The 22,799-nt window shown below is 61.1% G+C and carries 19 protein-coding genes; 2 read left to right on the top strand and 17 right to left on the bottom strand.

The genetic code is table 11. The features are described 5' to 3' along the window. Positions 1–87: 87 nt before the first annotated feature. Positions 88–312, top strand: a complete 225-nt coding sequence (locus tag NVB75_RS03620) for a YgdI/YgdR family lipoprotein (protein WP_258346026.1) — start codon at positions 88–90, stop codon at positions 310–312. A 493-nt stretch (positions 313–805) separates the two neighbouring features. Here the strand turns inward: NVB75_RS03620 and NVB75_RS03615 are convergent, their stop codons facing one another. From NVB75_RS03615 to NVB75_RS03570, 10 genes are all read right to left on the bottom strand, one after another. Further along, positions 806–2,236, bottom strand: a complete 1,431-nt coding sequence (locus tag NVB75_RS03615; RefSeq protein WP_258346025.1) for a lipase — start codon at positions 2,234–2,236, stop codon at positions 806–808. 179 nt (positions 2,237–2,415) lie between these two features. Further along, positions 2,416–5,493, bottom strand: a complete 3,078-nt coding sequence (locus NVB75_RS03610) for an autotransporter domain-containing protein (RefSeq protein WP_375378933.1) — start codon at positions 5,491–5,493, stop codon at positions 2,416–2,418. A 217-nt stretch (positions 5,494–5,710) separates the two neighbouring features. Then, entirely contained in the window at positions 5,711–8,668 is a 2,958-nt protein-coding gene (locus tag NVB75_RS03605; protein WP_258346023.1) for an autotransporter serine protease, read from the bottom strand. A 269-nt stretch (positions 8,669–8,937) separates the two neighbouring features. Further along, entirely contained in the window at positions 8,938–10,275 is a 1,338-nt protein-coding gene (locus NVB75_RS03600; RefSeq protein ID WP_017479720.1) for a TolC family outer membrane protein, read from the bottom strand. 2 nt (positions 10,276–10,277) lie between these two features. Then, the gene (locus NVB75_RS03595) at positions 10,278–11,612 is read right to left on the bottom strand and encodes an HlyD family type I secretion periplasmic adaptor subunit (RefSeq protein ID WP_201142044.1); all 1,335 of its coding nucleotides are present in this window, start codon (positions 11,610–11,612) and stop codon (positions 10,278–10,280) included. Further along, positions 11,609–13,360: a type I secretion system permease/ATPase gene (locus NVB75_RS03590; RefSeq protein WP_258346022.1), complete on the bottom strand. Its 1,752-nt coding sequence runs from the start codon at positions 13,358–13,360 to the stop codon at positions 11,609–11,611. The genes NVB75_RS03595 and NVB75_RS03590 overlap by 4 nt, the downstream gene beginning before the upstream one ends. A 104-nt stretch (positions 13,361–13,464) precedes the next feature. Continuing rightward, positions 13,465–13,833: a protease inhibitor Inh/omp19 family protein gene (locus NVB75_RS03585; RefSeq protein WP_258346021.1), complete on the bottom strand. Its 369-nt coding sequence runs from the start codon at positions 13,831–13,833 to the stop codon at positions 13,465–13,467. Between the two features lie 74 nt (positions 13,834–13,907). Further along, a complete protein-coding gene (locus tag NVB75_RS03580; RefSeq protein WP_226476005.1) occupies positions 13,908–15,356 on the bottom strand; it encodes a serralysin family metalloprotease in 1,449 nt (482 codons plus the stop codon). Positions 15,357–15,720: 364 nt separating this feature from the next. Continuing rightward, on the bottom strand, positions 15,721–16,821 hold the full coding sequence (locus tag NVB75_RS03575) for a P1 family peptidase (protein WP_258346019.1): 1,101 nt from the start codon (positions 16,819–16,821) through the stop codon (positions 15,721–15,723). A 9-nt stretch (positions 16,822–16,830) separates the two neighbouring features. Then, complete coding sequence (locus NVB75_RS03570) at positions 16,831–18,195, bottom strand: APC family permease (RefSeq protein ID WP_017479714.1); 1,365 nt, start codon at positions 18,193–18,195, stop codon at positions 16,831–16,833. 197 nt (positions 18,196–18,392) lie between these two features. Between NVB75_RS03570 and NVB75_RS03565 the strand changes: the two genes are divergently transcribed. Further along, positions 18,393–19,187, top strand: coding sequence for a helix-turn-helix transcriptional regulator (locus NVB75_RS03565; RefSeq protein ID WP_063030352.1), 795 nt, complete (start codon positions 18,393–18,395; stop codon positions 19,185–19,187). A gap of 158 nt (positions 19,188–19,345) precedes the next feature. Here NVB75_RS03565 and NVB75_RS03560 read toward each other — a convergent pair whose 3' ends face one another. The 7 genes from NVB75_RS03560 to NVB75_RS03530 form a co-directional block, all read right to left on the bottom strand. Beyond that, complete coding sequence (locus NVB75_RS03560) at positions 19,346–19,804, bottom strand: transposase (RefSeq protein WP_258346018.1); 459 nt, start codon at positions 19,802–19,804, stop codon at positions 19,346–19,348. A 166-nt stretch (positions 19,805–19,970) separates the two neighbouring features. Further along, the gene (locus NVB75_RS03555) at positions 19,971–20,414 is read right to left on the bottom strand and encodes a hypothetical protein (protein WP_258346017.1); all 444 of its coding nucleotides are present in this window, start codon (positions 20,412–20,414) and stop codon (positions 19,971–19,973) included. A 116-nt stretch (positions 20,415–20,530) separates the two neighbouring features. After that, a complete protein-coding gene (locus tag NVB75_RS03550; RefSeq protein ID WP_258348848.1) occupies positions 20,531–20,752 on the bottom strand; it encodes a hypothetical protein in 222 nt (73 codons plus the stop codon). 35 nt (positions 20,753–20,787) lie between these two features. Further along, the gene (locus tag NVB75_RS03545; RefSeq protein WP_258348847.1) at positions 20,788–21,009 is read right to left on the bottom strand and encodes a hypothetical protein; all 222 of its coding nucleotides are present in this window, start codon (positions 21,007–21,009) and stop codon (positions 20,788–20,790) included. A 35-nt stretch (positions 21,010–21,044) separates the two neighbouring features. Then, positions 21,045–21,173 carry a hypothetical protein gene (locus NVB75_RS03540; protein ID WP_258348845.1) on the bottom strand — a complete coding sequence of 43 codons (129 nt, stop codon included), beginning with the start codon at positions 21,171–21,173 and terminating at the stop codon, positions 21,045–21,047. A gap of 128 nt (positions 21,174–21,301) precedes the next feature. After that, on the bottom strand, positions 21,302–22,381 hold the full coding sequence (locus tag NVB75_RS03535; protein WP_010169417.1) for a polyamine ABC transporter substrate-binding protein: 1,080 nt from the start codon (positions 22,379–22,381) through the stop codon (positions 21,302–21,304). A gap of 60 nt (positions 22,382–22,441) precedes the next feature. Beyond that, positions 22,442–22,783, bottom strand: a complete 342-nt coding sequence (locus NVB75_RS03530) for a cupin domain-containing protein (protein WP_003217122.1) — start codon at positions 22,781–22,783, stop codon at positions 22,442–22,444. Positions 22,784–22,799: the final 16 nt, after the last annotated feature.

Genomic DNA, 22,799 nt, shown 5'->3' with positions numbered 1-22,799 from the left:
ATAATGATCAGATGGCTGTCAGCCACATAAAATAGGTTTCCCCCGACCGCTCAGGCGCGGGGTTTTCGAAGGATCAAGGTAAGGGTTATGAGCATGAAGAATTTGGGTCTGGCAGTGGGTATGTTCACGTTGCTGGTATTGGCCGGTTGCTCCACGCAGACCGTGGTGACCTTGCAGAACGGCACCCAATATTTGACCAGGGACGTGCCCAACGCGAAAACGGCCGATGGTTTCTACGAATTCACCGACATTGCCGGCAAGCATATTCGCATCAAGGCCGATGACGTCGCGACCGTGATGAAGGAGAAATAAAAAGTGGGAGCCCGTTGGCTCCCGATCGCCGATCGTTCCCACGTTCTACGTGGGAATGCATCCCGTGACGCTCCGCGTCACCATTGCGCAAGACGTGAACCGTGGGTTGGCAGTTGGACGCAGAGCGTCCGGGGCGGCGTTCCCACGCAGAGCGTGGGAACGATCAATTGGCTCCCACCTTCCTTCGCAATGATCGTTCCCACGTTCCACGTGGGAATGCATCCCGTGACGCTCTGCGTCGCCACTGCGCAAGACGTGAACCGTGGGTTGGCAGTTGGACGCAGAGCGTCCGGGGCGGCGTTCCCACGCAGAGCGTGGGAACGATCAATGCACTGCCCTGAATGATCGTTCCCACGTTCCACGTGGGAATGCATCCCGTGACGCTCCGCGTCAACACTGCGCAAGACGTAAACCGTGGGTTGGCAGTTGGACGCAGAGCGTCCGGGGCGGCGTTCCCACGCAGAGCGTGGGAACGATAAATCGGTAGCGCTACTCAGCTGATGGAAATTCCATCGCCCCAAACCCCGGCGAGCCCAACGCCGACCAGCGTCACCGAATCCGCGCCAAAACTCAGCACAGTGTCGCTCCCCACCACCTTCGCATGGTCACGCCAGTCCGCACTGCCCTCCACGTCCCTGAACACCAGCTTGTCGGTGGACTGGTAACCGATCACTCGGTCCTGCCCAAACTGCCCGCCGAACAGAAAGGTGTTATGCCCGCTGTTGTCGCGGATCGTGTCATTGCCCTTGCCGCCTTCAATAAAGTCCACCCCCTTGCCGCCCTGGATCAGGTCATTACCGTCGCTGCCGATGATGAACGTGTTGCCCTTGTGGGGCTCGGCGTTGCGGTTGAGGTCCTGCACCCAGGTATTGGCCCGTGCCGGGTCCGACAGGTTGGCCACGATAATCGTCGAGTCCCGGCTGGTCAGGTCGTAGAATTTCGAGTCCAGGACACGGGTCAAGCCATCGCCATAGGCCGTGGGTAAATGAGAAAGCCAAGTGGGCACATTGACGATGGAAAACGGCAGGACATTCCACAGCGTCGACGCGTAGTGGTCGTTGAAGTTGACGATATTGTCCGTCGTCGACTCATGGGGCTTGTCGTGCACGCCCAGGGACGAGAAGTTGAACGACGACCCGTCCAGCGCGCGAAACACCGGGTCATTCTCATAACCGATGTTCAACACCTTGTCGCCGCTGCTCTGGGTTGGCGAGGCATACGCCACATAGTTGGAGTCCTTGTAGAACCCCGACCATTTATTACCGCTCAAGTCGGCCATGCTGTTGACCGCCAGGCCACCCAGGCTATGGCCGCTGACCACCACGTCCTTGCCCGTCAACCCATGACTGCCGGCATACGCCGCGACATCCTTGAGCAAGGTGCCAAACGCTTCGCCGGCGTAGTTTTTCGCGTAATCCTTGGGCCCCAGCGCTGCCAGCAAATCACTGACCAGATCGCCAATGGAGTCGGTGATCAGGGTTTCCCGAGGCCCCGAAGTCCCGCGAAAACCAATACCGATTTCCAGCAGCTTGCCGGCGCCATCGTACTTGCCCAGCACCTCCACCTGCGCGGTGGTGTAGCCGGCCTTTTCACCGAAGAACGTGCCCCGGGCATCCACCTTGCCGCCATAGCCCAGGGTACTGGCGCTGATGGGCGTCCAGCCGGCCTTGTTGACCGCCTCGAGGGCGGCCTTTTCCGAGTCCGGGTTCCAGGGAATTCCCGGAATCACCCCTTGTGAATCGGTGCTGCCCAGCAGCGCCCCCACCAGGGTGGCGGGCAGCCCCAGGCCAAAACCGTTGTGCTGATAACCCACGGCAAAGCCGTTGTCCAGGTTGTGATAGGAGTACAGCGTGATCGCCATGGCATCGGCGAACAACGCTTTGGAGCCCTCGGTCCCGAGGTTTTTATAGTCGAAAACACCCATGGTATTGCCTCTCTTTTGTTGGAATTGTCGAGAAAGCCAAATCTGCACAAATGGACGATTGGAACCGGATCAATGTGGGAGCGGGCTTGCTCGCGAAAGCGGTGTGCCAGTCGGTGGATGGGTTGACTGATCCACCGCCTTCGCGAGCAAGCCCGCTCCCACATTTCCAACGGTGGTGTTTAGAAAGCCCAGTCCAGGCTCAAACCCACCCCATGGACTTTCTCTTTGCTGGCCAGCAGGCCGTTGTAATCCAGGTTCACCTTCGCATCCTTGCTCAGCGCCAGGCTGACCCGCGCGCCCACCAATGCCGCATCACGCACCATCGACGAACTCTCCACCGAGAACGACGGGCCGCCCGACGCAAACGCCAGGTGCCGCTCGGAATCAACGCTGCTCAGGTTGTGCTGCCAGCCCAGGGTGCCGGAAAGCTCCAGTTGCTGATGGTCGTTGATATTCAAGGTTTTCAGCGCTCGAGCCCCCAGGGTACTCAACACCACATCGCGGCTGTCATCCCGGCCCTTCAAGGCCGCCGCATCACCCTTCTCGGTAAACCCATCGGCATCCAGATGCACATACGCCAGGTTGGCGAACGGTTCCAGGGCCAGGGGTTGCAGGTTCAAGCGATAGGCCGCTTCGGTAAACACCTGGGTGCTGCGGGCATCCACCTTGGCTTTCTGCTTGCCGGCGACTTCGCCGTATTGCAGCTCGCGTTTCACATCGGCGCGGTGCCAGCTGTAGGTCGCCCCGCCGCTCAAACGCAACGCACCGATTTCATGCCCGGCGTACGCACCCAAGTGATAGCTGTCTACCGATGCCCGGGAATGGGTGTCGCTGCCCATGTTCAGCGACGTGTCGCTGTAGCCCGCTACCAGGCCCACACGGGTGTCGTCATCCAGTGCGCCGTCCACACCCGCCAGCATGCCGCCGATGGAAGTGGTGTAGCCCGCCGTATCGCTGCCGCTGTTGGTCTTGCCCCAGGCGCCCAACGCCTTGACCCAGACGTTGCCACGGCTGTCGACGGTCTGGCTCGATGCGCCCATTGCCCCTTGCTGCAAGCGCTCGCCCACAGCCTCGCGCAGGTAGCGGTTGTCATTGACCAATGCGGTTTCCAGCGCCGGGTAGATTTCCCCGGACAACTGCTGGAACGCACCTTGGGCCGAGGCCGCATTCGGCGCCAGCAACAGGCTTTCATAGACGGCGTTGCCTGCACCCAATTGCTCGGCGGCGGCTGCCACTGAACGTTGGTTCTGGGTGGCGGCCACACTGGCAAAGGTGTTGGCGTTGCGCCCCACATCCAGTTGCACGCCGTTGGCGGCGTAGTTCAAGGTGCCGCCGATAAACAGGTAGTTGGGCAGCACCGAACCGAAGCTGCCGGTGATCCCGCCTGCGGCCTGCAGGATGTTGTATTGGCGACCGATCAGGCTTTCGGCCTGGGTCTGGGTCAGCAGCGTCGGGCTGTTTTCCAGGGCCAGGGTCACCGTGCCGCCGCTGAGGGTGGCCTTGCCACCGGCGACGATGCGGTCACTGCTGGTTTCCGACAGCTCCACCGCGTAAGTGGAGCCCGCTGCAAAGCTCACATCGCCGGCCACGTTCAGCGTGCCGATGGAGTTACCCGGCGCCACGGTACCGCCGCTGTTCGCCGTCAGCGAACCAATGCGCCCTGAACCGCCCACGACACCGCTGTTGCTGACGGTGACGTCGGAAGTGATCGAACCATTGATCGCCAGCAACCCTTGGTTGACCAGGGTCGGGCCGCTGTAGGTGTTGGTGCCGGTCAGCACCAGCGCACCAATGCCCTGCTTGGTCAGGCCGCCATGCCCGGAGATGTTGTTGCTCCACACATCCAGCCCACAATGCACGTCGGTGCACAGGCGCTGGGTCGGTTTGCCGGCATCCACCACGGCGCCAATCCCTGGCAGATCCGCGACGAATTGACCGGAGCCGTAGGCACCGTCGATACGAAACTCGGCCGGGATATCCTCAGCCGTCACAAACATCCCCGGGCCGTTGATGGCCTTGCCCAGGTTGATCATGCCCCAACCGTACAGCGAGTCGATGCCCGGTGCGCCGAGGTCGGTCGCGGTGGTTTTCAGCAGCGTGGAAATCTGGTCGCCACTCATGTATGGAAAGCGCTCCATCAGCACCGCCGCGCTGCCGGCCACATGGGGCGCGGCCATGGAGGTGCCGTTGAAGTTGGCGTAGTCGGTGGTCAGGTTTTCCAGGGTGGTGCCGTTGATCACCGAGCTGTAGATCTTGGTGCCCGGCGCCGCGACGCAGAAACTGGCGGCATAACCGCAACGTGAAGAGAAGGTGCTGATCACGTACGGATCGGAACTGGCGGTGTCGGGGTTCTGTTGCAACGCCGCCACCGACAACCAGTTGGGCGCGATCTCCGGTACGAAGTACGCGAGGCCCGAGATCGCGTCCGGGTTATTGCGGTTGTAGTCGTTGCCGGCGGCAAAGATCGTCAGCACGCCGCTGCGGGCCGCATCGATGGCGCCTTGGTAAGCGCCGCCGGCGATGGTGCCAAGGATCGGCCGGATGTTGTTGAACTGCGCCTGGGCTTCATTGACCGTGAAGTTAGGGAACGCCGGATCGCGCCCGCCCTTGGCGTACTGGTCACCGATACCGATGCCCCAGCTGTTGTTGATGATGCGCGCGCCGCTGGCCACCAAGGCATCCCAACCGGCTTTGTAGACCGCGCCGTCGTTGCCCAGGATGATCCCGTCTTCGGGGCCCGGGTCACCGTTTTCAGCGCTGATGATCTGCGCATCGAACGCCACGCCATGCATCGGCCCGCCGTCGCGGTTACCGGCGGCAATCCCGCCCACGTGGGTGCCGTGATTGCCGAGTTTGCCGTTGGAGCCCAGGGAGGGCGTGCCGTCGTAGCGAAACGCGTCACCGGCCTTCACCGGGATGTACGGGTCGGTGTATTGGCGAATGCCTTCGGTCACGATCGTGACCACTTTGCCGGGGCTGGCGAATTCCGGATGCTGGGCATACACCGGCTGGTCGAAGATCCCCAGCTTCACGCCCTTGCCGGTGTAGCCGGCGGCGTATGCGGCGTCTGCATGCACGGCGCCCAGGCCCCAATCGGCCTTGAATTCATTACTGCGCCAACTGGCAGCATCTCCCAGTTTTCCGCTTTCCACGTAGGGTGCGGCCTGGGCGGTACCCAGGCTGGCCAGGCAACACAGCAACGCGCCGTATGGCACGCAGCTCAAGGCCTTGAGCGGGTAGCCCGGGCCTGTTGGGATGGCGGATTGAAACCCTCGTTTTGTTTTTTTCACGGTGACCTTCCTTAGTTTTTATTGCACTTATATAAATCACGTTTCTCCCAGGCGCCGCCGACCCCATGTGGGAGCGGGCTTGCTCGCGAATGCGGTGTGTCAGTCGACGCACCTGTAACTGAACCACCGCATTCGCGAGCAAGCCCGCTCCCACAGTTGACCTCCTTCGGCCTCAGGATCTTGCTCAGAACTGCCAGTTCAGACTCAACCCCACGCCCTGCACTTTTTCCCGGCCAGCCAACTGGCCCGTGTAGTCGAGGTTGACCCGTGTGCTTTTGCTCAACGCCAGGCTGGCCTGTACACCCACCAGTGCCGCGTCGCGCATCAACGGCGAGCTTTGCACCGCGAACGACGGCCCACCGGCGACAAACGCCAGGTGCTCTTCGGATTCAACGGCACTCAAGCTGTGCTGCCAGCCCAACGAGCCGGAAACGTCCAGTTGCTGGCGGTCATTGAGAGGGAACGTTTTTGCCGCCCGCAGGCCCAGGGTGCTCAGCACTGCATCGCGGCTGTCACTGCCACGCTCAAGTGCAGCGGCGTCGCCTTTCTCGTGAAAGCGTTCACTGTCCAGGTGCACGTAAGCCAGGTTGGCGAACGGCTCCAGCGCCATCGATTGCAGGCTCAAACGGTAGGCCGCTTCGGTAAATACCTGGGCGCTGCGCGCATCCAGCTTGGTCTTCTGCTTGCCGCTGACTTCGCCGTACTGCAAGTCACGTTTCACGTCGCCGCGATGCCAGCTGTAGGCGCCGCCGACGCTCAGGCGCCAGTTGCCCAGCTCATGCCCGGCATAGGCGCCGAGGTGGTAGCTGTCGATGGACGCCGAGGAGTGAGTGCCGCTGCCCATGTTCAGTGAGCTGTCGCTGTAACCGGCCACCAGACCAGCGCGGGTCTGCTCGTCCAGCGCACCGTCGACACCCGCCAGCGTGCCGCCCAGCGAGGTGGTGTAGCCCGCCGTGTCGCTGCGGCTGTCGGTCTTGCCCCAGCTGCCGAGCGCCTTGACCCACACATTGCTTTCACCCGCGACCGGCGTATGGCGCAGGCGCTCACCGACGGCATCACGTAGTTGGCGACTATCGTTGATCAGCATGGTGTCGATGGCCGGATAGATTTCCCCCGACAGTTGCTGGAAGCCCTGTTGCGCGGCGGCCACGGAGTCTGAACGCAGGATGCTTTCGTACACCGGATTGCCCGCGCCCAGTTGCTCGGCAGCCGCCGCCACCGAACGCTGGTTACGGGTGGCGCCGACACTGGCGAAACTCGCATCACTGCGGGCAATGTCCAGCTGCACGCCGTTGGCGGCATAGTCGAGGGTGCCGCCGAGGAACAGGTAGTTGGGCAATACCGCACCGAACTGCCCCTGGATCCCGCCCGCCGCCTGGAGGATGTTGTACTGACGCCCCAGCAGGCTCTCGGCCTGTTGCTGGCTGAGCAAAGTCGGGCTGTTTTCCAGGGCCAGGGTCACCGTGCCGCCGCCGAGGATTGCCTTGCCGGTGGCGACAATCTGGTCGCTGCTGGTGGGGGTGAGTTCGACTGCATAGGTGGAGCCGGCGGCGAGGTTCACGTCCCCAGCCACCTGCAAGGTACCCACGGAGTTGCCCGGCGCCACGGTGCCGCCGCTGTTCACCTGCAACGCCGCGATGCGGCCGGAACCGCCCAGTGTGCCGCTGTCATTAACCGTCACTGCCGACGTCAGTGAGCCATTCACCGCCAGCCGACCGCCATTCACGGTGGTAGGGCCACGGTAGGTGTTATCCCCGCTCAGCACCAGGCTGCCCGCGCCGGATTTGATCAGGCTGCCTTCATAGATACGCTGGGCCGCGGCTGCCGCCCGGGCGGTGCCAACGGCATAGTCCGTCTGGTCCTGCTGACTCGCGCCGGCGCCCACGCCGTTCTCCCAGCCCTTGTCACGCAGGGTTTGCTGCCAGGCCAGGGTTTCGGCGCTGTCTTCGGCCTGACGCTGGATCAGCGCCTTGTCGGAGATCGCATTGCTCCACACATCGCCCTGCCCGGCCGCCAACGTGACATTCATCGGCCCAAGCAATTGCCCGGGCCCGTGCATCGCCCGGCCAAGGTCCGGCACGCCCCAGCCAACTTGCGTGGTCGGTGCATCGGTAACCGCGCCATTGAGTTGAGTGGCGGTGGTCAACAGCACCTGCAAGGCCTGTTCGTTGTTCAGGTACGGGTAGCGTTCCATCACCAGCGCCAGTGCGCCCGTGGCATGGGGCGCCGACATCGAGGTGCCGGACTTTACGCCGTAGCCGCCGTCGGGAATGGTGCTGTTGATCAACGCCCCGGGGGTGGAAATACACCAGTACTTGGCGATGCCGCACTGGTTGTATTTCTGGTTATTCGCCTTGTCCAGGCCCGACACCGCCAGCCAGTGGCCCTCCAGTTCTGGCTGGAAATACGGCAAGGCTGAACGCACGCTGGCGTTGGCGTAGCCGCTGTTCCCGGCACTGAACACGTTGATCACCCCGGCCTTGGCCACATCCGCAGCAGCATCCAGCCAGGTGTTCCGGTTGTAATGCTGGGCATAGGCCGCGTGCAGGTCGCCCAGGGTCTGGTAGCTGACGTCCTTGGGCTGGCTGCCCCAGCTGTTATTGATCGCGCGCACGCCGGAATCCACCAGGGCGCTGTACACCGCCTTGAAGTACTTGGGATCCGGCGTGGGTCCAAACAGGAAGCTGTCATTGGCGTTGGTGTTGCCCACGTAGATCTGCGCGTTGTACGCCACGCCGTGCATGCCCACGCCATCACGGGCCGCACCCATGGTGCCGGTGACGTGGGTGCCGTGGGAGTCGTTGTTGGGGTTGAGCGCGCCGGTGGTGCTGAACGGGCTGCCATCGACGTAGGTGCCGCTGGCGGTGACCGCGTGATAGCGGTCCTTGGAGGCTTCGGGATGGTTGGGGTCGAAACCCGAGTCGAGGGCGCCGATCTTCACGCCACTGCCGGTGATGCCACTCGCGTAGGCCTCGTTGGCTTTCATCCGGTCCAGGCCCCAGTCACTCTGGAACTCGGCGGAGCGCCAACTGGCGGGGTCGCCCGCTTTGCCGGTTTCGAGGTACTGCCCGTGGGCTGCCACGGACAGCAGCAGCAAGGAGCCTGCGGTGAAGGGTTTGAAGCGAGGTGAATCAGTGATCATGAAGAGTCCTTTTTCTTATTGTTGAAATACCTGTGGCGAGGGCGCCTCCTGTGGCCAGGGTGCTGCTATGGCCAGGGAGCTTGCTGTGGCGAGGGAGCTTGCTCCCGCTGGGCTGCGTAGCGGCCCCAAAAATCTTGGGAGCGCTGCGCACTCCAGCGGGAGCAAGCTCCCTCGCCACAGGCGGCGCCCTTGCCACAGCAAGCGCCCTTGCCACAACAAGCTCCCTCACCACCAAAGATCCCTTGCACCAAGTGCTACTCGTCCAGGCATCAGCGGCTCATAGGGCCAAACGCCTCATCCACCTTAGCCAGGTCGGTGTCGCGCAAGTTGCCCGCGTAGTAATGCAATTTGGTCCAGGCCATCAGGTAGTCGTACCGCGCCTGGGCCAGGTCGCGGCGGGTGCTGTACAGCTGCTGCTCGGCGTTCAGCGCATCGAGGTTGACCCGCTCGCCGCCGAGGATGCTTTGCTTGGTGGAGACCACCAGCGCTTCAGCCGAAGTCAGCGCCTTTTGATACGCCCGCAGCTTGCTTACCCCCGACAGACAGGCGCTGAACTGGCGCCGCAGTTCGATCAGGGTTTCGCGGGTCTTGCCTTCCAGTTCGTACTCGGCCTGCTCCATGGCGCGGCTGGCCTGGCGGGTGGACGCCGAGACGCCACCACCGGCATACAACGGCATGCTGACTTCGATGCCGATGGTGTTGGTGTCATAGCGTTGGTTGTAAGTGTTGCCACTGTCGGACTCCTGCTGGCGGGAGCTGGCATAGGCCGTGATGCGTGGCAGGTGCCCTGAGCGGTTGCGCTCCACTTCATAACGCGCCACTTCTACGGACTGGCGTTGCGAGGCCAGGTTGGGGTTGTTGGTCAGCGCCAGTTCGTGCCAGGTGTCGTAGTTGGCCGGGGTCAGGGTGAAGGCGGCAAATCCCGGGTTCAACGGCGCCAGGTCATTGATGTTGACGCTCTGCACACCGATCAGCGCTCCCAGTTCTCGCAGCGAGGCGTCCTGTTCATCCAGCGCCTGGATTTCCTCGGCAGTCGCCAGCTCATAGCGCGATTCCGCTTCCAGGATGTCGGTGCGCGTGCCTTCGCCCTGCTGGAACAAATGCTGGTTCTGCTGGAACTGCTGCTCGTAGGCCTTTTTCTTCGCGCGGGCAATGTCGATCTGGTCCTGGGCGAACAGCGCCTGGGTGTAATAGGTCAGCACCCGCACCAGCAACGCCTGGCTTTTGTCGCGAAAACTCTCGTCGGCAAACAGCGCCTGGGCCACGCCCTTGCGGTAGTTGGCATAGGCTTCGTAGTCGAACAGCGGCTGTTGCAGGGTGAAGGTGGAGCCGTAGCTGTTGTAGTTGCGGTCATCGTGATAATTGCCGCCGCGCCCGTCGGGCAAGGTGGCCTGGGAGTTGTTGCGCCCCTTGTTGTAGTTGTACGACAGCTTGGGCAGCAGACCGGCGCGGCCGATGGTGCGGTTCTCCAGGCCGGCGTCGCGCTCCTTGATGGCGCCGAGGAATACCGGGTCGTTGCGCAGGGCCTGCTCGTAAACATCAAATGGGCCCATGGCGGCCTGGGCGCTGCTGCAGGCGAGTAACAAGGCGATGAACATCGGCTTCATGCTCATTCCTCGGTCAACGCCGAGCCGGCGCGGTCCAGCAGCGGCTTGAACAGGTAATTGAGCAAGGAGCGTTCGCCGGTGCGGATGAACATCTCGGCGGGCATCCCCGGCTTGATCACCAGGCCATGGAGTTTTTCCAGGGCGTTGCTGCTGACGACCGTGCGCAACACGTAGTACGGCATGCCGGTTTTTTCGTCGAGCATCTGGTCGGCGGAGATCAGGCTCACCTCCCCCGGCACTCGCGGCGTGCGGCTCTGGTTGAAGGCGGTGAAGAGGATGTCCACCGGCAAGTGGGCGCCGACCTTGTCCACCAGATGCACCGGCAAGCGCCCTTCCACTTCCAGGCGGGTGTCCTGGGGCACGATTTCCAACAGGGTTTCACCGGCACGCACCACAGCGCCTTCGGTGTGCACGCCCAGGTTGACCGCGATGCCATCGGCAGGCGCATTGATTTCGCTGTGCTGCAGGTCGAAACCGGCGGAGGTCAGTTGCTGCTCCAGGGTCAGGCTGCGCAGTTGCGCATCGGCCAATTGGCTGCGGACTTCCTTCTGATATTCCTCGCTGTGCTGCTGCAACTTGAGGCGCGATTCGAGGATGCCCTGTTCTACCCGGCCGCTTTCGCCGGTGTTCTGCGCCAGGTCCTGTTGCACCTGGGACAGTTGGCGCTGGTACTCCATCAGCCGGTTGCGCGGGATGTAGCCGTTGTCGGCCAGGGGTTGCAGGTTGTTCAGTTGGTCACGCAGGGATTGCGCCTGGGCGGTCAGGTCGCTGCGGGCGCGGCGCATGCCGTTCAGCTGTGCGGTGGCACCTTCGATACTCGCGCGAATCCCGGCCTGTTCCCGGGCAAAGGCTTCGCGGCGGCTGCTGAACAGTTGGCGCTGGCCTTCGAGGACCAATGCCAGGGCTTGATCAGGGTTGGTACTCAGCTCCGCCGGGAAAGTGATGGTCGACTGGTTATCACGCTCGCTCTGCCACCGCGCCACACTGGCCCAGGCCATGCGGTATTGGGCTTGCAGGGAATGCACGTCGGCCTGGTTCTGCGTCTGGTCGAGGCGGAACAGGGGTTGGCCCTGCTTCACCGCCTCGCCTTCCCGCACCAGGATCCGGCTGACCACGCCGGGGCTGAGGGTTTGTACTGCCTTGCGCTTGCCCGACACCACCACCGTGCCTTGCACCGGAATCCCCTGGTCCAGCGGTGCCAGGCTGGCCCACAGGAAAAACCCTCCGGCGCCGACCACCGTCAGCAGCCAGCCCATGCGGGCAAAGAAGCGCGCGTCGTGTTCGGGGTGAGTCTGTTCGTAATCGCGGTTGATTTGAATGCTGTTGTCGCTGCTCATGCGCCTGGATTCCTTCCGGCTTGATACTGACGGCTGAAACTGACCCCAGCCTTTTCTCGCGGTGCTTCCTGCTGGCCGGACAGTGCCCGCAGCACGTCCTGGCTCGGACCAAATGCCTGCAAGCGGCCTTCGTTCAGCACCAGCAGCTTGTCGGCCTGGGCCAACGCCGAGGAACGGTGAGTCACCAGCACCACCGTGCTGCCCTGGGCCTTCATCTGCATGATCGCGCTGGCCAGAGCGGCTTCGCCCACGGTGTCGAGGTTGGAGTTGGGCTCATCGAGTACGATCAGGCGCGGCCCGCCGTACAGCGCACGGGCCAGGGCCACCCGTTGTTTCTGTCCCCCGGACAAGCCGCTGCCCTCGTCACCGAGCACCGTGTCGTAGCCGTGGGGCAAACGCAGGATCAATTCGTGCACGCCCGCTTGTTGGGCGGCCTGCACCACCCGCTCCGGGTCGGCTTCGCGAAAGCGTGCGATGTTGTCGGCAATGCTGCCGCTGAACAGTTCGATGTCCTGAGGCAGGTAGCCAATATGCGGGCCGAGGTCGTCGCGGTCCCAGCGATGAATATCGGCCCCGTCCAGGCGCACGGTGCCCGCCAGGGTTGGCCACACGCCTACCAGTACGCGGGCCAACGTCGATTTGCCGGAGCCGGAAGCCCCCAGCACGCCGAGCACTTCACCGGCCGTCAGGTTAAAGGTGACCTGATGCAGGGTCGGCACACGTCGCCCCGGCGGGCCCGCGCTGACCTGCTCGAAACTCACATTGCCCTGGGGCGCCGGCAAGGCCATCTGCTCGCCCTGGGGCGGAAATTCGCGCATCAGGCTGTCCAGGCGCTGATAAGCCAGCTTGGCCGAACTCCATTGCTTCCACACGGCGATCAACTGGTCGATGGGGCTCAACACCCGGCCCATCAGGATCGAACCGGCGATCATCATCCCCGCCGTCATGTCGCCCTTGATCACCAGCAACGCCCCCAGACCGAGCACCAACGATTGCAGGCACAGGCGCAGGGATTTGCTCAGGGAACTGATGATCGAGCCGGTGTCGCTGGCCTTGTTCTGCAAGCCCAGAAACTGCGAATGCACCTTGAACCAACGCTTGCGCAAAGCGCCGAGCATGCCCATCGCCTGGATGGTTTCGGCGTTGTGCAGGTGGCTGGTGGCCAACTGGGTGGATTGCTGGGAAAACCCGCTGGCTTCACCCAGGGGCTTTTTGGTCAGGTATTCGTTGAGGCACGCCAGGGCAATCAGCAGCACTGCACCGGCGCTGGCCAGGACACCCAGCCAGACGTTGAACAGGAAGATCACAAACAGGTAGATCGGAAACCACGGCGCATCAAAAAACGCGAACAACGCCGGCCCGGTGATGAATTGGCGGATGTGGGTCAAATCCCCCAGGGATTGCCCGCCATGGCCTTCGCCCCGCTGCAGGTTGCGCTCGAAGGCGGCCTTGTACACCCGCAGGTTGAAACGCCGCTCCAACTGGCTGCCGATGCGAATCACGATAAAGCTACGGATCACCTCAAGCACGCCGATAAAGGCGAAGAACCCCACCACCATCAGCGTCAACATCACCAGGGTGGTTTCGTTCTGTGAGGACAGCACGCGGTCGTAGACTTGCAACATATAAATCGACGGCACCAGCATCAATACGTTAATCAATGCCGTGAAGCAGCCAATACTGATCAGAATACTTTTGTAGTCGCCGAGTGCCTTGAACAGTGGTGCAACGGGAGTGGTCTTCGCCATGTTGCCTGATCTTCCCTGAGCCGAATGACGCGCAATAGTTTGCCAGGCGCCCCATTAAGAAGCGGGCAAACATTAAAATCGGGTTATATCGTTATAACGAACTATTAGGGTGCACGTTGTAATATCAATACCGCGCCAGATTTTACGCGGCCTTCATATTCGCCTTCTTTCTGGCGATTCAAATGGGTAATGCCGGTGCCTTCGGCATTCATCAACCAAATACCGTCGGGAGTTGGCGTCCAACTAACAGGGGCTTCACCCAGCCATTGTCCCGCGCACTCCACATCGCCCCCCAGGGCGTTGGCGTGTTCAATCAGATCCAGCGCACACACCTGCTCTTGCTGGTGCAGCGTCCAATGCCCGGCCAACTGCGCGGACGTGGGTAAAACCAGACTGCTTGCCATTGCTGTGGCTCCTGCCGACATAAGCAACGCCTGGACACACCAGGCAACTGTACTGCGAAATAGCGTCATCACCTTCGCCCGTTCAAGGGGTGGATGCAAGGGCAGAAGGCGGCGCGTGTGCGCCACCCTCCTTTACACCTGAATCAAGCCACGATGTCGCTGACCGCTGCCTGGCCAACGGTGGTGACGAGGAAATCCGCCACGCCGTGACCGGAGAAGTCCACTGCCAATGTGCCCAGGTTGGTACCCGAAGCGTAGGACAGCACCGCATCGCCGGCGTGACCGGTAAACGCGTTGACGAAGGTCAGGCCTGCACCTTTGGTAATGCCGGTGAGGTCGATCTTGTCCGAACCCGAGGTGAAGTCGAAGATCTTGTCGGCCGCACCTGGCTTGGAGTCCGAGCTGGCGCCGAACACAAAGGTGTCGTTGCCTGAACCGCCCCACAGCTGGTCTGCACCGCCGCCGCCGTAGATGATGTCGTTGCCGGCACCGCCCTTGAGGACGTTGGCTGCAGCGTTACCGATCAACAGGTCGTTGCCCGAACCGCCGATGGCGTTCTCCACGGTCACGCCCTTGGCGATGGAAACGTTACCCACCAGGCCGCCAACGTCGGAGAACGAGGTCTCATTGAGGTTGATCTTCTGGTTCTGGGTAAAGCCGGAGAAGTCCAGGGTGTCGTTGCCGCCACCGTCCCACACCGAGAACACCAGCTTGTCGGCCGATGAAGTGGCGCTGAGGAAATCACGCCCGGTGTTGGAGTTGAAGCCGTAGGTGGTGTCGCCGGCGCGAGTGTTGTAGTTGGCGCCGTAGAGCTTCTGGATCGCGGCGATGTCGTCGATCAGCGGGCCGGAGGAGTAAGCCTCTACCCCGCCTTTGCTGAAGTTCTGGTTGGTGTTGCTCTCGCTCCAGTAACTCATGACGCTGTAGCCACGCGTGTCCTGTCCATAGTCCGCGTCTTTGTACGAAGGGTTGCCGGTCCCGGCGTTGTAGTCGCCAGGGTGGTCCAGGCCCAGGGTGTGGCCGATTTCGTGGGTCAGGGTCTGCCGGCCATAGTTGTTCAGGTCCGGCGTCTTGTTCGGCGTGTAGCTGTTGTTGGTCAGGTACCAGGAAGTGCCGTCAAGCCCGCTTTCGTTGTACTTGGCGTTGGTGCCTGGCAGGTAGGCAAAGGCCGCCGCGCCGTCCTGGCCGCCGCTGTAGTTGCCGAAGGTCATGTGGAAGTCACCGCCCGAGGCTTTCTCGGTGAAGGTGACATTGGCCACATCAGCCCAGGATTGCATGGCCAGTACAGCCTGTGCTTTCTGCTGGGTGTTGAACTGGCTGAACCCGGTGATCCCATGCTTGTTCATGGTCGCGTTGGAAGCCGAGGTCAGGAAGGTGTAAGTGAGATCGATCTTGCCGTTGCCATCCACGTCCCGGTACGCGGCGTTCTCACGCAGCAGGTGGTCGGCGGCCTGGTCAACGGTGAACGAGGGTTTGCCATTGACCGTGAGGTTGCCGCCACGGTCGTATTGATGGCTAAAGCTATCGATTTGCGTATAGGCGGTACTTGCTTGAGCCGCCGACACAATAGCTTTGTCTTTTACTTTTGACATAAACGTACTTCCTTGTTTGCAAGTGGAACAGTTTTTGTCCGACCGGACTCACTTTGGCGAGTAAGTCCGATCACTCGCCCCTTTTGAAGGCGAAAGAAAACTGACACAACCTGAAATCATTCGTCCAGCGGTTTTTATCCAAGGAAAAAGTTGGGCCGACGAACAAAACCTGCAAACATTGGCAAATAGCGCCTTATAAAAATCCAGCTATTTAAATATTAAATACTCCTAAAGTCATTTAGCCGCGAATGGATCCAAAGTATTGACTGAGGTGCACTAAGAAAGTGTCACCGTGTCATTGTTAGTATTGAATGGCCACTATTTAAGAGTTTGTCCCGTATTACCGGGACAAGACTTAGTTTATTTATCGGTCGCGCCAGCCTGTTTGACGCAATGCCTGCAGGAGCGTTTGCGAATCCAGCCCCGGCACGCGTACCCCGTCGTCGGTGAGCATGTCCTCCCCGGCCACTATCGCATTAATGATCGCTTCCTCGACCGCCTCCGCCGCCGCGCTGAACAAGGGCGAAATGTGGTCGTTATTGACCATTTGCAGCGACGTGCTAAGGGGCAGGCCCTTGCGCCCGTAGTCGGCCACCGGCAAATCCTGATTGCCGGTGGCGAACGCCAGGAACAGGTCCCCGCTGGAGTCCTCGGTGCCACCGCCCGTGCGCGCGATGCCAATGGATGCGCGCTGTGCCAGGCGCTGGCATTGATGTGGCAACAACGGCGCATCGGTGGCGATGATCACCACAATGGAGCCCATGCCGGGGGTTCCGCGATCGGCAAAGGGTGACGGGATGTCCATCAGTTGCCGACCTACGGGGTAGCCGTCCACCCGCAATTCCTGGCGCTTGCCATGGTTGGCCTGTACCAGCACGCCGACTGTCCAGCCACCCTGCTCCCCCGACAGGCGCCGCGAGGCCGTGCCGATCCCGCCCTTGAACTCATGGCAGATCATCCCGGTGCCGCCGCCCACGGCGCCCTCCGCCACCGGCCCGGACTCGGCGTTGGCCAGCGCCTCGCGCACATGCTCCGGGCCGACGTGCTGGCCCCAGATGTCGTTGAGCAAGCCGTCGTAGGTTTCCATCACCACCGGCATGCACCAGTACACCGCCGGGTCTGCCAGGCTTTCACGCTCCAGGGCGATCAGGGTGTCGCGCACAATCCCGATGCTGTGGGTGTTGGTGATCGCCAGTGGCGTGGTCAGCAGGCCCGACTCGGCGATCCACTCAAGCCCCGTGGCGTCGCCATTGCCGTTGAGCGCGTGGTAGCCGGCAAAACATGGCTGATACCGCGCGTCACCGGCCCGGGGCTGGATTGCGGTGACGCCGGTGCGTACCTGTTTGCCGTCGATGCGGGTCTTGATCGTACTGTGGCCGACCCGAACCCCTGGAACGTCGGTGATGGCATTCAGCTCACCGGGCGTGCCCAGTCCCAACGTGATGCCCAATTGACGTGCGCGCATAACCACTCCTTACAGTTTCTGAAACGCCGGACTCAACCGGCCACTGATGCAATACAGGATCACCGACAGTGCCAGCAGGCCGATGATAATCATGATGTCCCGGACCGAAGCGGCCATCGCCAGGGTCACCAACAGGTAACCGGCGCCGAGTACCGCCAGCAAGGCCGGCACTGGCCACAACGGCATGCGATACGGATGCTCGCGGTCACGCAGCAACACCCGGCTCATCAACGCGCTCAACGCCACGATCAGGTACACCAGCATGATCAGCAGCACGCTGAAGGACGTCAGGTCCGCCAGGTTCGAGCTGAAGCTGAGCAATGCCGAAGGGATCGCCAGGAACAGCGTAGCCAACCAGGGTGAATCCCAACGCGGATGGATCCGGGTAAAGAGTTTATTGATGGTCGGCGTCCACAGTGCATCGCGGCCGCTGCTGAACACCACCCGACCGATCTGAATCACGATGGCGACAATCGCATTGAACACTGACAGGAAAATCCCGGCGCTCACCAGCCGCGACAATGTTTCATTGCCGTGGCTGGTCAGCAGGTAGCCGATCGGGTCGGGGCTGCTGATCATCGCGCTGAGGGATGGCGCACCGATCAACAACGCGGTGATGGGCACCAGTTCGATGACCACCACCAGGCCCAGGGACCACAACACCGCCTTGTGCACGCCCTTGCCGCCGCACTTCATGTCTTCGGCCAGCAACACCGCCGGGCCATAGCCATTGAAGGAGAACAAGCCAATGCCCACCGCACCGATCACCAGCGCCCAGGGCGCCAGGTGCAGCACGCCGTTTTCGACGATTTGCGGTTGCAGCAACACGCTGACCGGCTGCACCGGGTTGCCGAAGCCGATAAACACGATTACCAGCAACGCCGCCACTTCCAGCAGCAGGCAGGTCCCGGTGATCCAGGCATTCAGCTTGATATTCAGAATGCCCAGGGCGTAGCTGCACACCACGATCACCAGGGCCACGGTTTGCGAATCGAATTTTGTGCCCAGGGCGTTATTCAGGTACGTCGCCGCGCCGGTGGCCAGCACCGGCGGGATAAACAGCAACATCACCAATACCGTGAGGAACGTCGCATAACCGGCCATGCCGCCGAACACCCGCTTGGCGTACACGTACTCACCGCCGGCACTGTTGTGGGCGCGGCCGAGTTCGGCGTAGCAAAAGGCGAACATCAGCGCGAGCAAGGCGGCCATCACAAAAGCCAGGAACACCCCGCTGCCGGCCTGCTGGATGGCAAAGGGCGCAATCACGAACACGGAACTGGCCGGGGTCACCGCCGAGACGGTAATGGCCACCACGTCGAACACACTCAGGGTGGGTTTCAGCACGCCGTCGGGCGTGGAAGGAGCACTCATATCGTTATCCTCTTGATTGTTCTTGGTTTGAGGCAGAAACGAAAAGGTGAAGCGGCGCGGGGTATGTTCCCCACTGACTGACGGCCAACTTAAACGCTGCGGGTAAGGCGGCCAATTCCCCTATTGGAGTACTCCCCTTGACGGCAACCGGCAAAAGTCGAACCCTTGCGGCCTGAATCCTTTGCGTGGAGCTGCACATGAGCCTGTTCAGGGAGGTCGGCATGCACGCAGGCCTGGGCCGTACCGTCGCCCAGATCGGCACCGGGCGTTTCTGGAAACAACTGGTGCTGTTGTTGCACCAATGCGTGCCCTTCGACAATGCCCTGGCGATCTTCTACCCCACCGACGGCCCGCCCCAGGCGCTGGAGGAGTACGACGCGCAACCGAGCAGCAAGCCGGCGTCGATGCTGGTTTACCTCAATGGTTTGTACTTGCTGGACCCGTTTTTCCAGGCATGTCGCGAGGGGTATGCCAGTGGCGTGTACCGCCTTGAAGAAGTCGCGCCGGATCATTTTCGCCAGAGTGAGTACTTCCTCAATTACTTCCACGACAACGTGCTGGAGGACGAGGTGCAATTCATCCTGCAATTGCCGGGTGCGGGGACGTTGTCGCTGTCGTTGGGGATGCAGCGGTTGTTTACCGGCGAGGAAACCGGGTTGATGACCACGCTGGCGGCCTGGGTGCTGCCGTTGATGCAGCAGCATTGGCAGCAGAGCACCCAGCGGGTGGCCGCGCCTGCCGAGATGGCCAGCCAGATCCGGGATGCGCTGAGTCATTTTGGCTGTGGGGTGTTGTCGGAGCGGGAGTTGGAAATTGCGCGGTTGGTGTTGCGTGGGTTTTCGTCAAAAGCCATGGCAGAACGGCTGAATATCTCGCCGGATACGGTCAAGGTTCATCGTCGGCACCTGTATGCCAAGCTGGATATCTCGTCGCAGCCGGAGTTGTTTTCGTTGTTTATCCAGTCGTTGGGGCATGACTTGGAGAATCCGTAGGTTCGGCGGTGTGGCTACGCAGCCTCGCTAAAGCTCGACAGCTGCTACGGGGGCGAGATCGCGTGAGGCCCTCAAAACCTCCAACCATCCCAAAAGCGAACCACGCCCTACCTCACGTCGTAGCAGCTGTCGAGCCCAAGCGAGGCTGCGTGAGGCCCTCAAAGCCACCAAACATCCCAAAGTGGATAATCATGCACCCGCCTCACCAACCCCGCACGAACCGGGTTACACACCACGTAACGGGCAAAGTCCTTCAGATCCTCCTCACGCCGAACACCCCTATCGTGATACCCCTTCTGCCAAAGCCGCCCCCTGCGCCCAAGCGCACGATTGACCGTCAAGCTGCTACGGGATTTTATCCGACACATCAACTCGGCCAACGACTTGTCACGCAGTTGAACCAGCCAGTGAAGATGATCCGGCATCACCACAAACGCGAGTGAGTTCGCCCATTGATCTTCATGTGCCTGCCGAAATTCCTTTACGAGCAACCGCCCGAGCCGCCAATCACTGAAGATCGGCACACGCCGGTCGACCACAGCGGTCAACAGGTAAACCCCGCCAACCTCTGAGGCCCTTCCAATCCGCAATCGTCCAGACTTGTTTGATACAGGCATTCCTTGCCTCCAAATCAACATTAGGAGGCGAGGAATTTAGAAGGAGCAGCACCTGAAAGCAGTTATTGATGAGCGACCAAATATTGCCAATCAACGCCCGGTACGCTGGAGAATCCATAAGCAAGGGCATGTGAGCGACGCGGCGGGCCGGCCCGCCGGGTCTCAATCACTCTTGAGTGTTCAACAAGTAAATCAGGTCGACTGTGGTTTGCCCCGACAGTGTTAACTGAATACGACCGTTAATGCTGTTATCCCTATCATTTTGGTGATAAGTGACTGTGCCGCTTTGGGTCGGAATTTCTTCTCCACTAGGCCCGGCGTAACTGGCGTAGACATCTCCGTCGCCAATGGTGTATTCGGTCTTTTGGGCATTGGGTTTTATCAATCTGACTTCGATGCCCTCCCTGTTGAAGGGATCTTCCGGGGTTGGATCCGCAAATTCGTTATCTACACCGAAAAAGCGCACCGAGCCGGGTTGGCGATCAAGATAAAGAAACTTTGCCTTGAAATCATGTGGGTCACCGCCGCGGGTAATTTTGCCTTTGAATTCGCCACTGGCTTCGTTCTGCGGAGTCGTTCTTTCAAAGGCTTTTGGCTCATGGGTAGACATGGCTCTCTCCTTGATTGGGTTCGAGCCATATCAATAGCAGCAATTTGACAACATTTAACCTGTCATAAATGACAGTCTAAAAAGCAATGTTTTATCGCGAAATCATCTCTGAAGGATCAACGCCCGGTACGAATGGTGTTCCACACCCGCGTACGAATCCGGTCGATGTTCAGTGGCATTGCTTCCAGTGCGAACAACTTGCCCATCATTTCCGGGATTGGGCAGTCAGGGGCGTCGGCGGGCAAGGCGACGATGTAATGATCGTTCCCACGCTCCGCGTGGGAACGCCGCCCTGGACGCTCCGCGTCCGCTTTTGAAGTCGTGACGCGGAGCGTCACAGGATGCATTCCCACGCGGAGCGTGGGAACGATCATCAACGCCCGGTGCGAATGGTGTTCCACACCCGCGTACGAATCCGGTCGATGTTCAGTGGCATTGCTTCCAGTGCGAACAACTTGCCCATCATTTCCGGGCTTGGGTACTCAGGGGCGTCGGCGGGCAAGGCGACGATGTAATGATCGTTCCCACGCTCCGCGTGGGAACGCCGCCCTGGACGCTCCGCGTCCGCTTTTGAAGTCGTGACGCGGAGCGTCACAGGATGCATTCCCACGCGGAGCGTGGGAACGATCATCAACGCCCGGTACGAATGGTGTTCCACACCCGCGTACGAATCCGGTCGATGTTCAGTGGCATTGCTTCCAGTGCGAACAACTTGCCCATCATTTCCGGGTTTGGGTACTCCGGGGCGTCGGCGGGCATGGCGACCCTGTAATGATCGTTCCCACGCTCTGCGTGGGAATGCCGCCCTGGACGCTCCGCGTCCGCTTTTGAAGTCGTGACGCGGAGCGTCACAGGATGCATTCCCACGCGGAGCGTGGGAACGATCATCAACGCCCGGTACGAATGGTGTTCCACACCCGCGTACGAATCCGGTCGATGTTCAGTGGCATTGCTTCCAATGCGAACAACTTGCCCATCATTTCCGGGCTTGGGTACACCTTGGTGTCGCTCTTGATCGCCGGGTCTACCAGGCTGTCGGCCGCAGCGTTGCCGTTGGCGTAGTGCACGTAGTTGGTAATGCTGGCCATCACTTCCGGGCGCAGCAGGTAGTTCATGAACGCATAGCCGGCTTTTTCATCCGGGGCGTCGGCGGGCATGGCGACCATGTCGAACCAGATGGCGGCGCCTTCCTTAGGAATGTTGTAGCCAATGTTCACGCCGTTCTTGGCTTCCTTGGCGCGGCTTTCGGCCTGGAGGATGTCGCCGGAGAAGCCCACGGCTACGCAGATGTCACCGTTGGCCAGGTCGGCGGTGTATTTCGAGGAGTGGAAGTACGCCACGTACGGCCGTACTTTCATCAGCAGGTCTTCGGCCTTTTTGTAGTCTTCAGCCTTCTTGCTGTGGTGCGGCAGGCCCAGGTAGTTGAGCGCCGCGGGCAGCAGTTCCGGGCCGTTGTCGAGGATCGCTACGCCACACTTCTGCAGCTTTTGCATGTTCTCGGGTTTGAAGATCAGGTCCCATGAATCCACCGGGGCGTTGTCGCCGAGTACCGCCTTGACCTTGTCGATGTTGTAGCCGATGCCAGTGCTGCCCCACAGGTAAGGGAAACCGTGGGCGTTGCCCGGGTCGTTGTTTTCCAGGGCCTTGAGCAGCACCGGGTTGAGGTTCTTCCAGTTGGGCAACTGGCTCTTGTCGAGCTTCTTCAGCGCCCCGCCCTGGATCTGCCGGGCCATGAAGTGGTTGGAGGGGAACACCACGTCGTAGCCGGATTTGCCGGTCATCAACTTGCCGTCGAGGGTTTCGTTGCTGTCGTACACGTCGTAGGTGAAGCCGATCCCGGTTTCTTTCTGGAAATTCTTGGTGGTGTCGGGGGCGATGTAGTCCGACCAGTTGTAGATCTTCACCGTCTCGGCGGCTTGGCTGAGGGTGGCGACGAATACCAGCGGCAACAGGGCAATGGGTCTCATGGTTCGATTTCCTGGCGGTTTTAGGGCTGTTTTTATGGCAGGCGATCAAAGATCAAAGAATCAGAGGATCAATACATAGGTCTTGCGCACGGTTTCCTGGATGTCCCAGATACCGGTGCTGTTGGCCGGCAACATCAGTGCGTCGCCGGCTTCTATGTGGAGCATCTCCCCGTTGTCGGGGGTGAAGGTGCAGCGGCCCTGGATAAAGTGGCAAAACTCCTGGGCTTTGATCTGCCGGCGCCAGCGCCCGGGCGTGCATTCCCAGATGCCGGTTTCGACGCCGTCGCTACGTTCCACGCTCAGGGTCGAGGCCACCGCTACCGGTGTACCAAGCGGCACGGCGACGGGCGAGGAATCCGGCAAATGGGCGCTGAGTGTGTCTTTGAACTGGGTAATGCTCATGTTCATACCTGTGGTG

This window comes from Pseudomonas sp. CBS, from assembly GCF_024734645.1.
Taxonomy (GTDB): Bacteria; Pseudomonadota; Gammaproteobacteria; order Pseudomonadales; family Pseudomonadaceae; genus Aquipseudomonas.
This window is presented reverse-complemented; position numbering and strand designations above follow the sequence as displayed.

Bases quoted from the DNA above. Each gene is read 5' to 3' on its own strand.
- NVB75_RS03565 (WP_063030352.1), top strand. From the start codon at position 18,393: ATGAGCCTGTTCAGGGAGGTCGGCATGCACGCAGGCCTGGGCCGTACC.
- NVB75_RS03540 (WP_258348845.1), bottom strand. From the start codon at position 21,173: ATGCCCGCCGACGCCCCGGAGTACCCAAACCCGGAAATGATGGGCAAG.
- NVB75_RS03600 (WP_017479720.1), bottom strand. From the start codon at position 10,275: ATGAAGCCGATGTTCATCGCCTTGTTACTCGCCTGCAGCAGCGCCCAG.
- NVB75_RS03585 (WP_258346021.1), bottom strand. From the start codon at position 13,833: ATGACGCTATTTCGCAGTACAGTTGCCTGGTGTGTCCAGGCGTTGCTT.
- NVB75_RS03535 (WP_010169417.1), bottom strand. From the start codon at position 22,381: ATGAGACCCATTGCCCTGTTGCCGCTGGTATTCGTCGCCACCCTCAGC.
- NVB75_RS03530 (WP_003217122.1), bottom strand. From the start codon at position 22,783: ATGAGCATTACCCAGTTCAAAGACACACTCAGCGCCCATTTGCCGGAT.
- NVB75_RS03615 (WP_258346025.1), bottom strand. From the start codon at position 2,236: ATGGGTGTTTTCGACTATAAAAACCTCGGGACCGAGGGCTCCAAAGCG.
- NVB75_RS03560 (WP_258346018.1), bottom strand. From the start codon at position 19,804: ATGCCTGTATCAAACAAGTCTGGACGATTGCGGATTGGAAGGGCCTCA.
- NVB75_RS03570 (WP_017479714.1), bottom strand. From the start codon at position 18,195: ATGAGTGCTCCTTCCACGCCCGACGGCGTGCTGAAACCCACCCTGAGT.
- NVB75_RS03555 (WP_258346017.1), bottom strand. From the start codon at position 20,414: ATGTCTACCCATGAGCCAAAAGCCTTTGAAAGAACGACTCCGCAGAAC.
- NVB75_RS03580 (WP_226476005.1), bottom strand. From the start codon at position 15,356: ATGTCAAAAGTAAAAGACAAAGCTATTGTGTCGGCGGCTCAAGCAAGT.
- NVB75_RS03605 (WP_258346023.1), bottom strand. From the start codon at position 8,668: ATGATCACTGATTCACCTCGCTTCAAACCCTTCACCGCAGGCTCCTTG.
- NVB75_RS03590 (WP_258346022.1), bottom strand. From the start codon at position 13,360: ATGGCGAAGACCACTCCCGTTGCACCACTGTTCAAGGCACTCGGCGAC.
- NVB75_RS03620 (WP_258346026.1), top strand. From the start codon at position 88: ATGAGCATGAAGAATTTGGGTCTGGCAGTGGGTATGTTCACGTTGCTG.
- NVB75_RS03575 (WP_258346019.1), bottom strand. From the start codon at position 16,821: ATGCGCGCACGTCAATTGGGCATCACGTTGGGACTGGGCACGCCCGGT.
- NVB75_RS03595 (WP_201142044.1), bottom strand. From the start codon at position 11,612: ATGAGCAGCGACAACAGCATTCAAATCAACCGCGATTACGAACAGACT.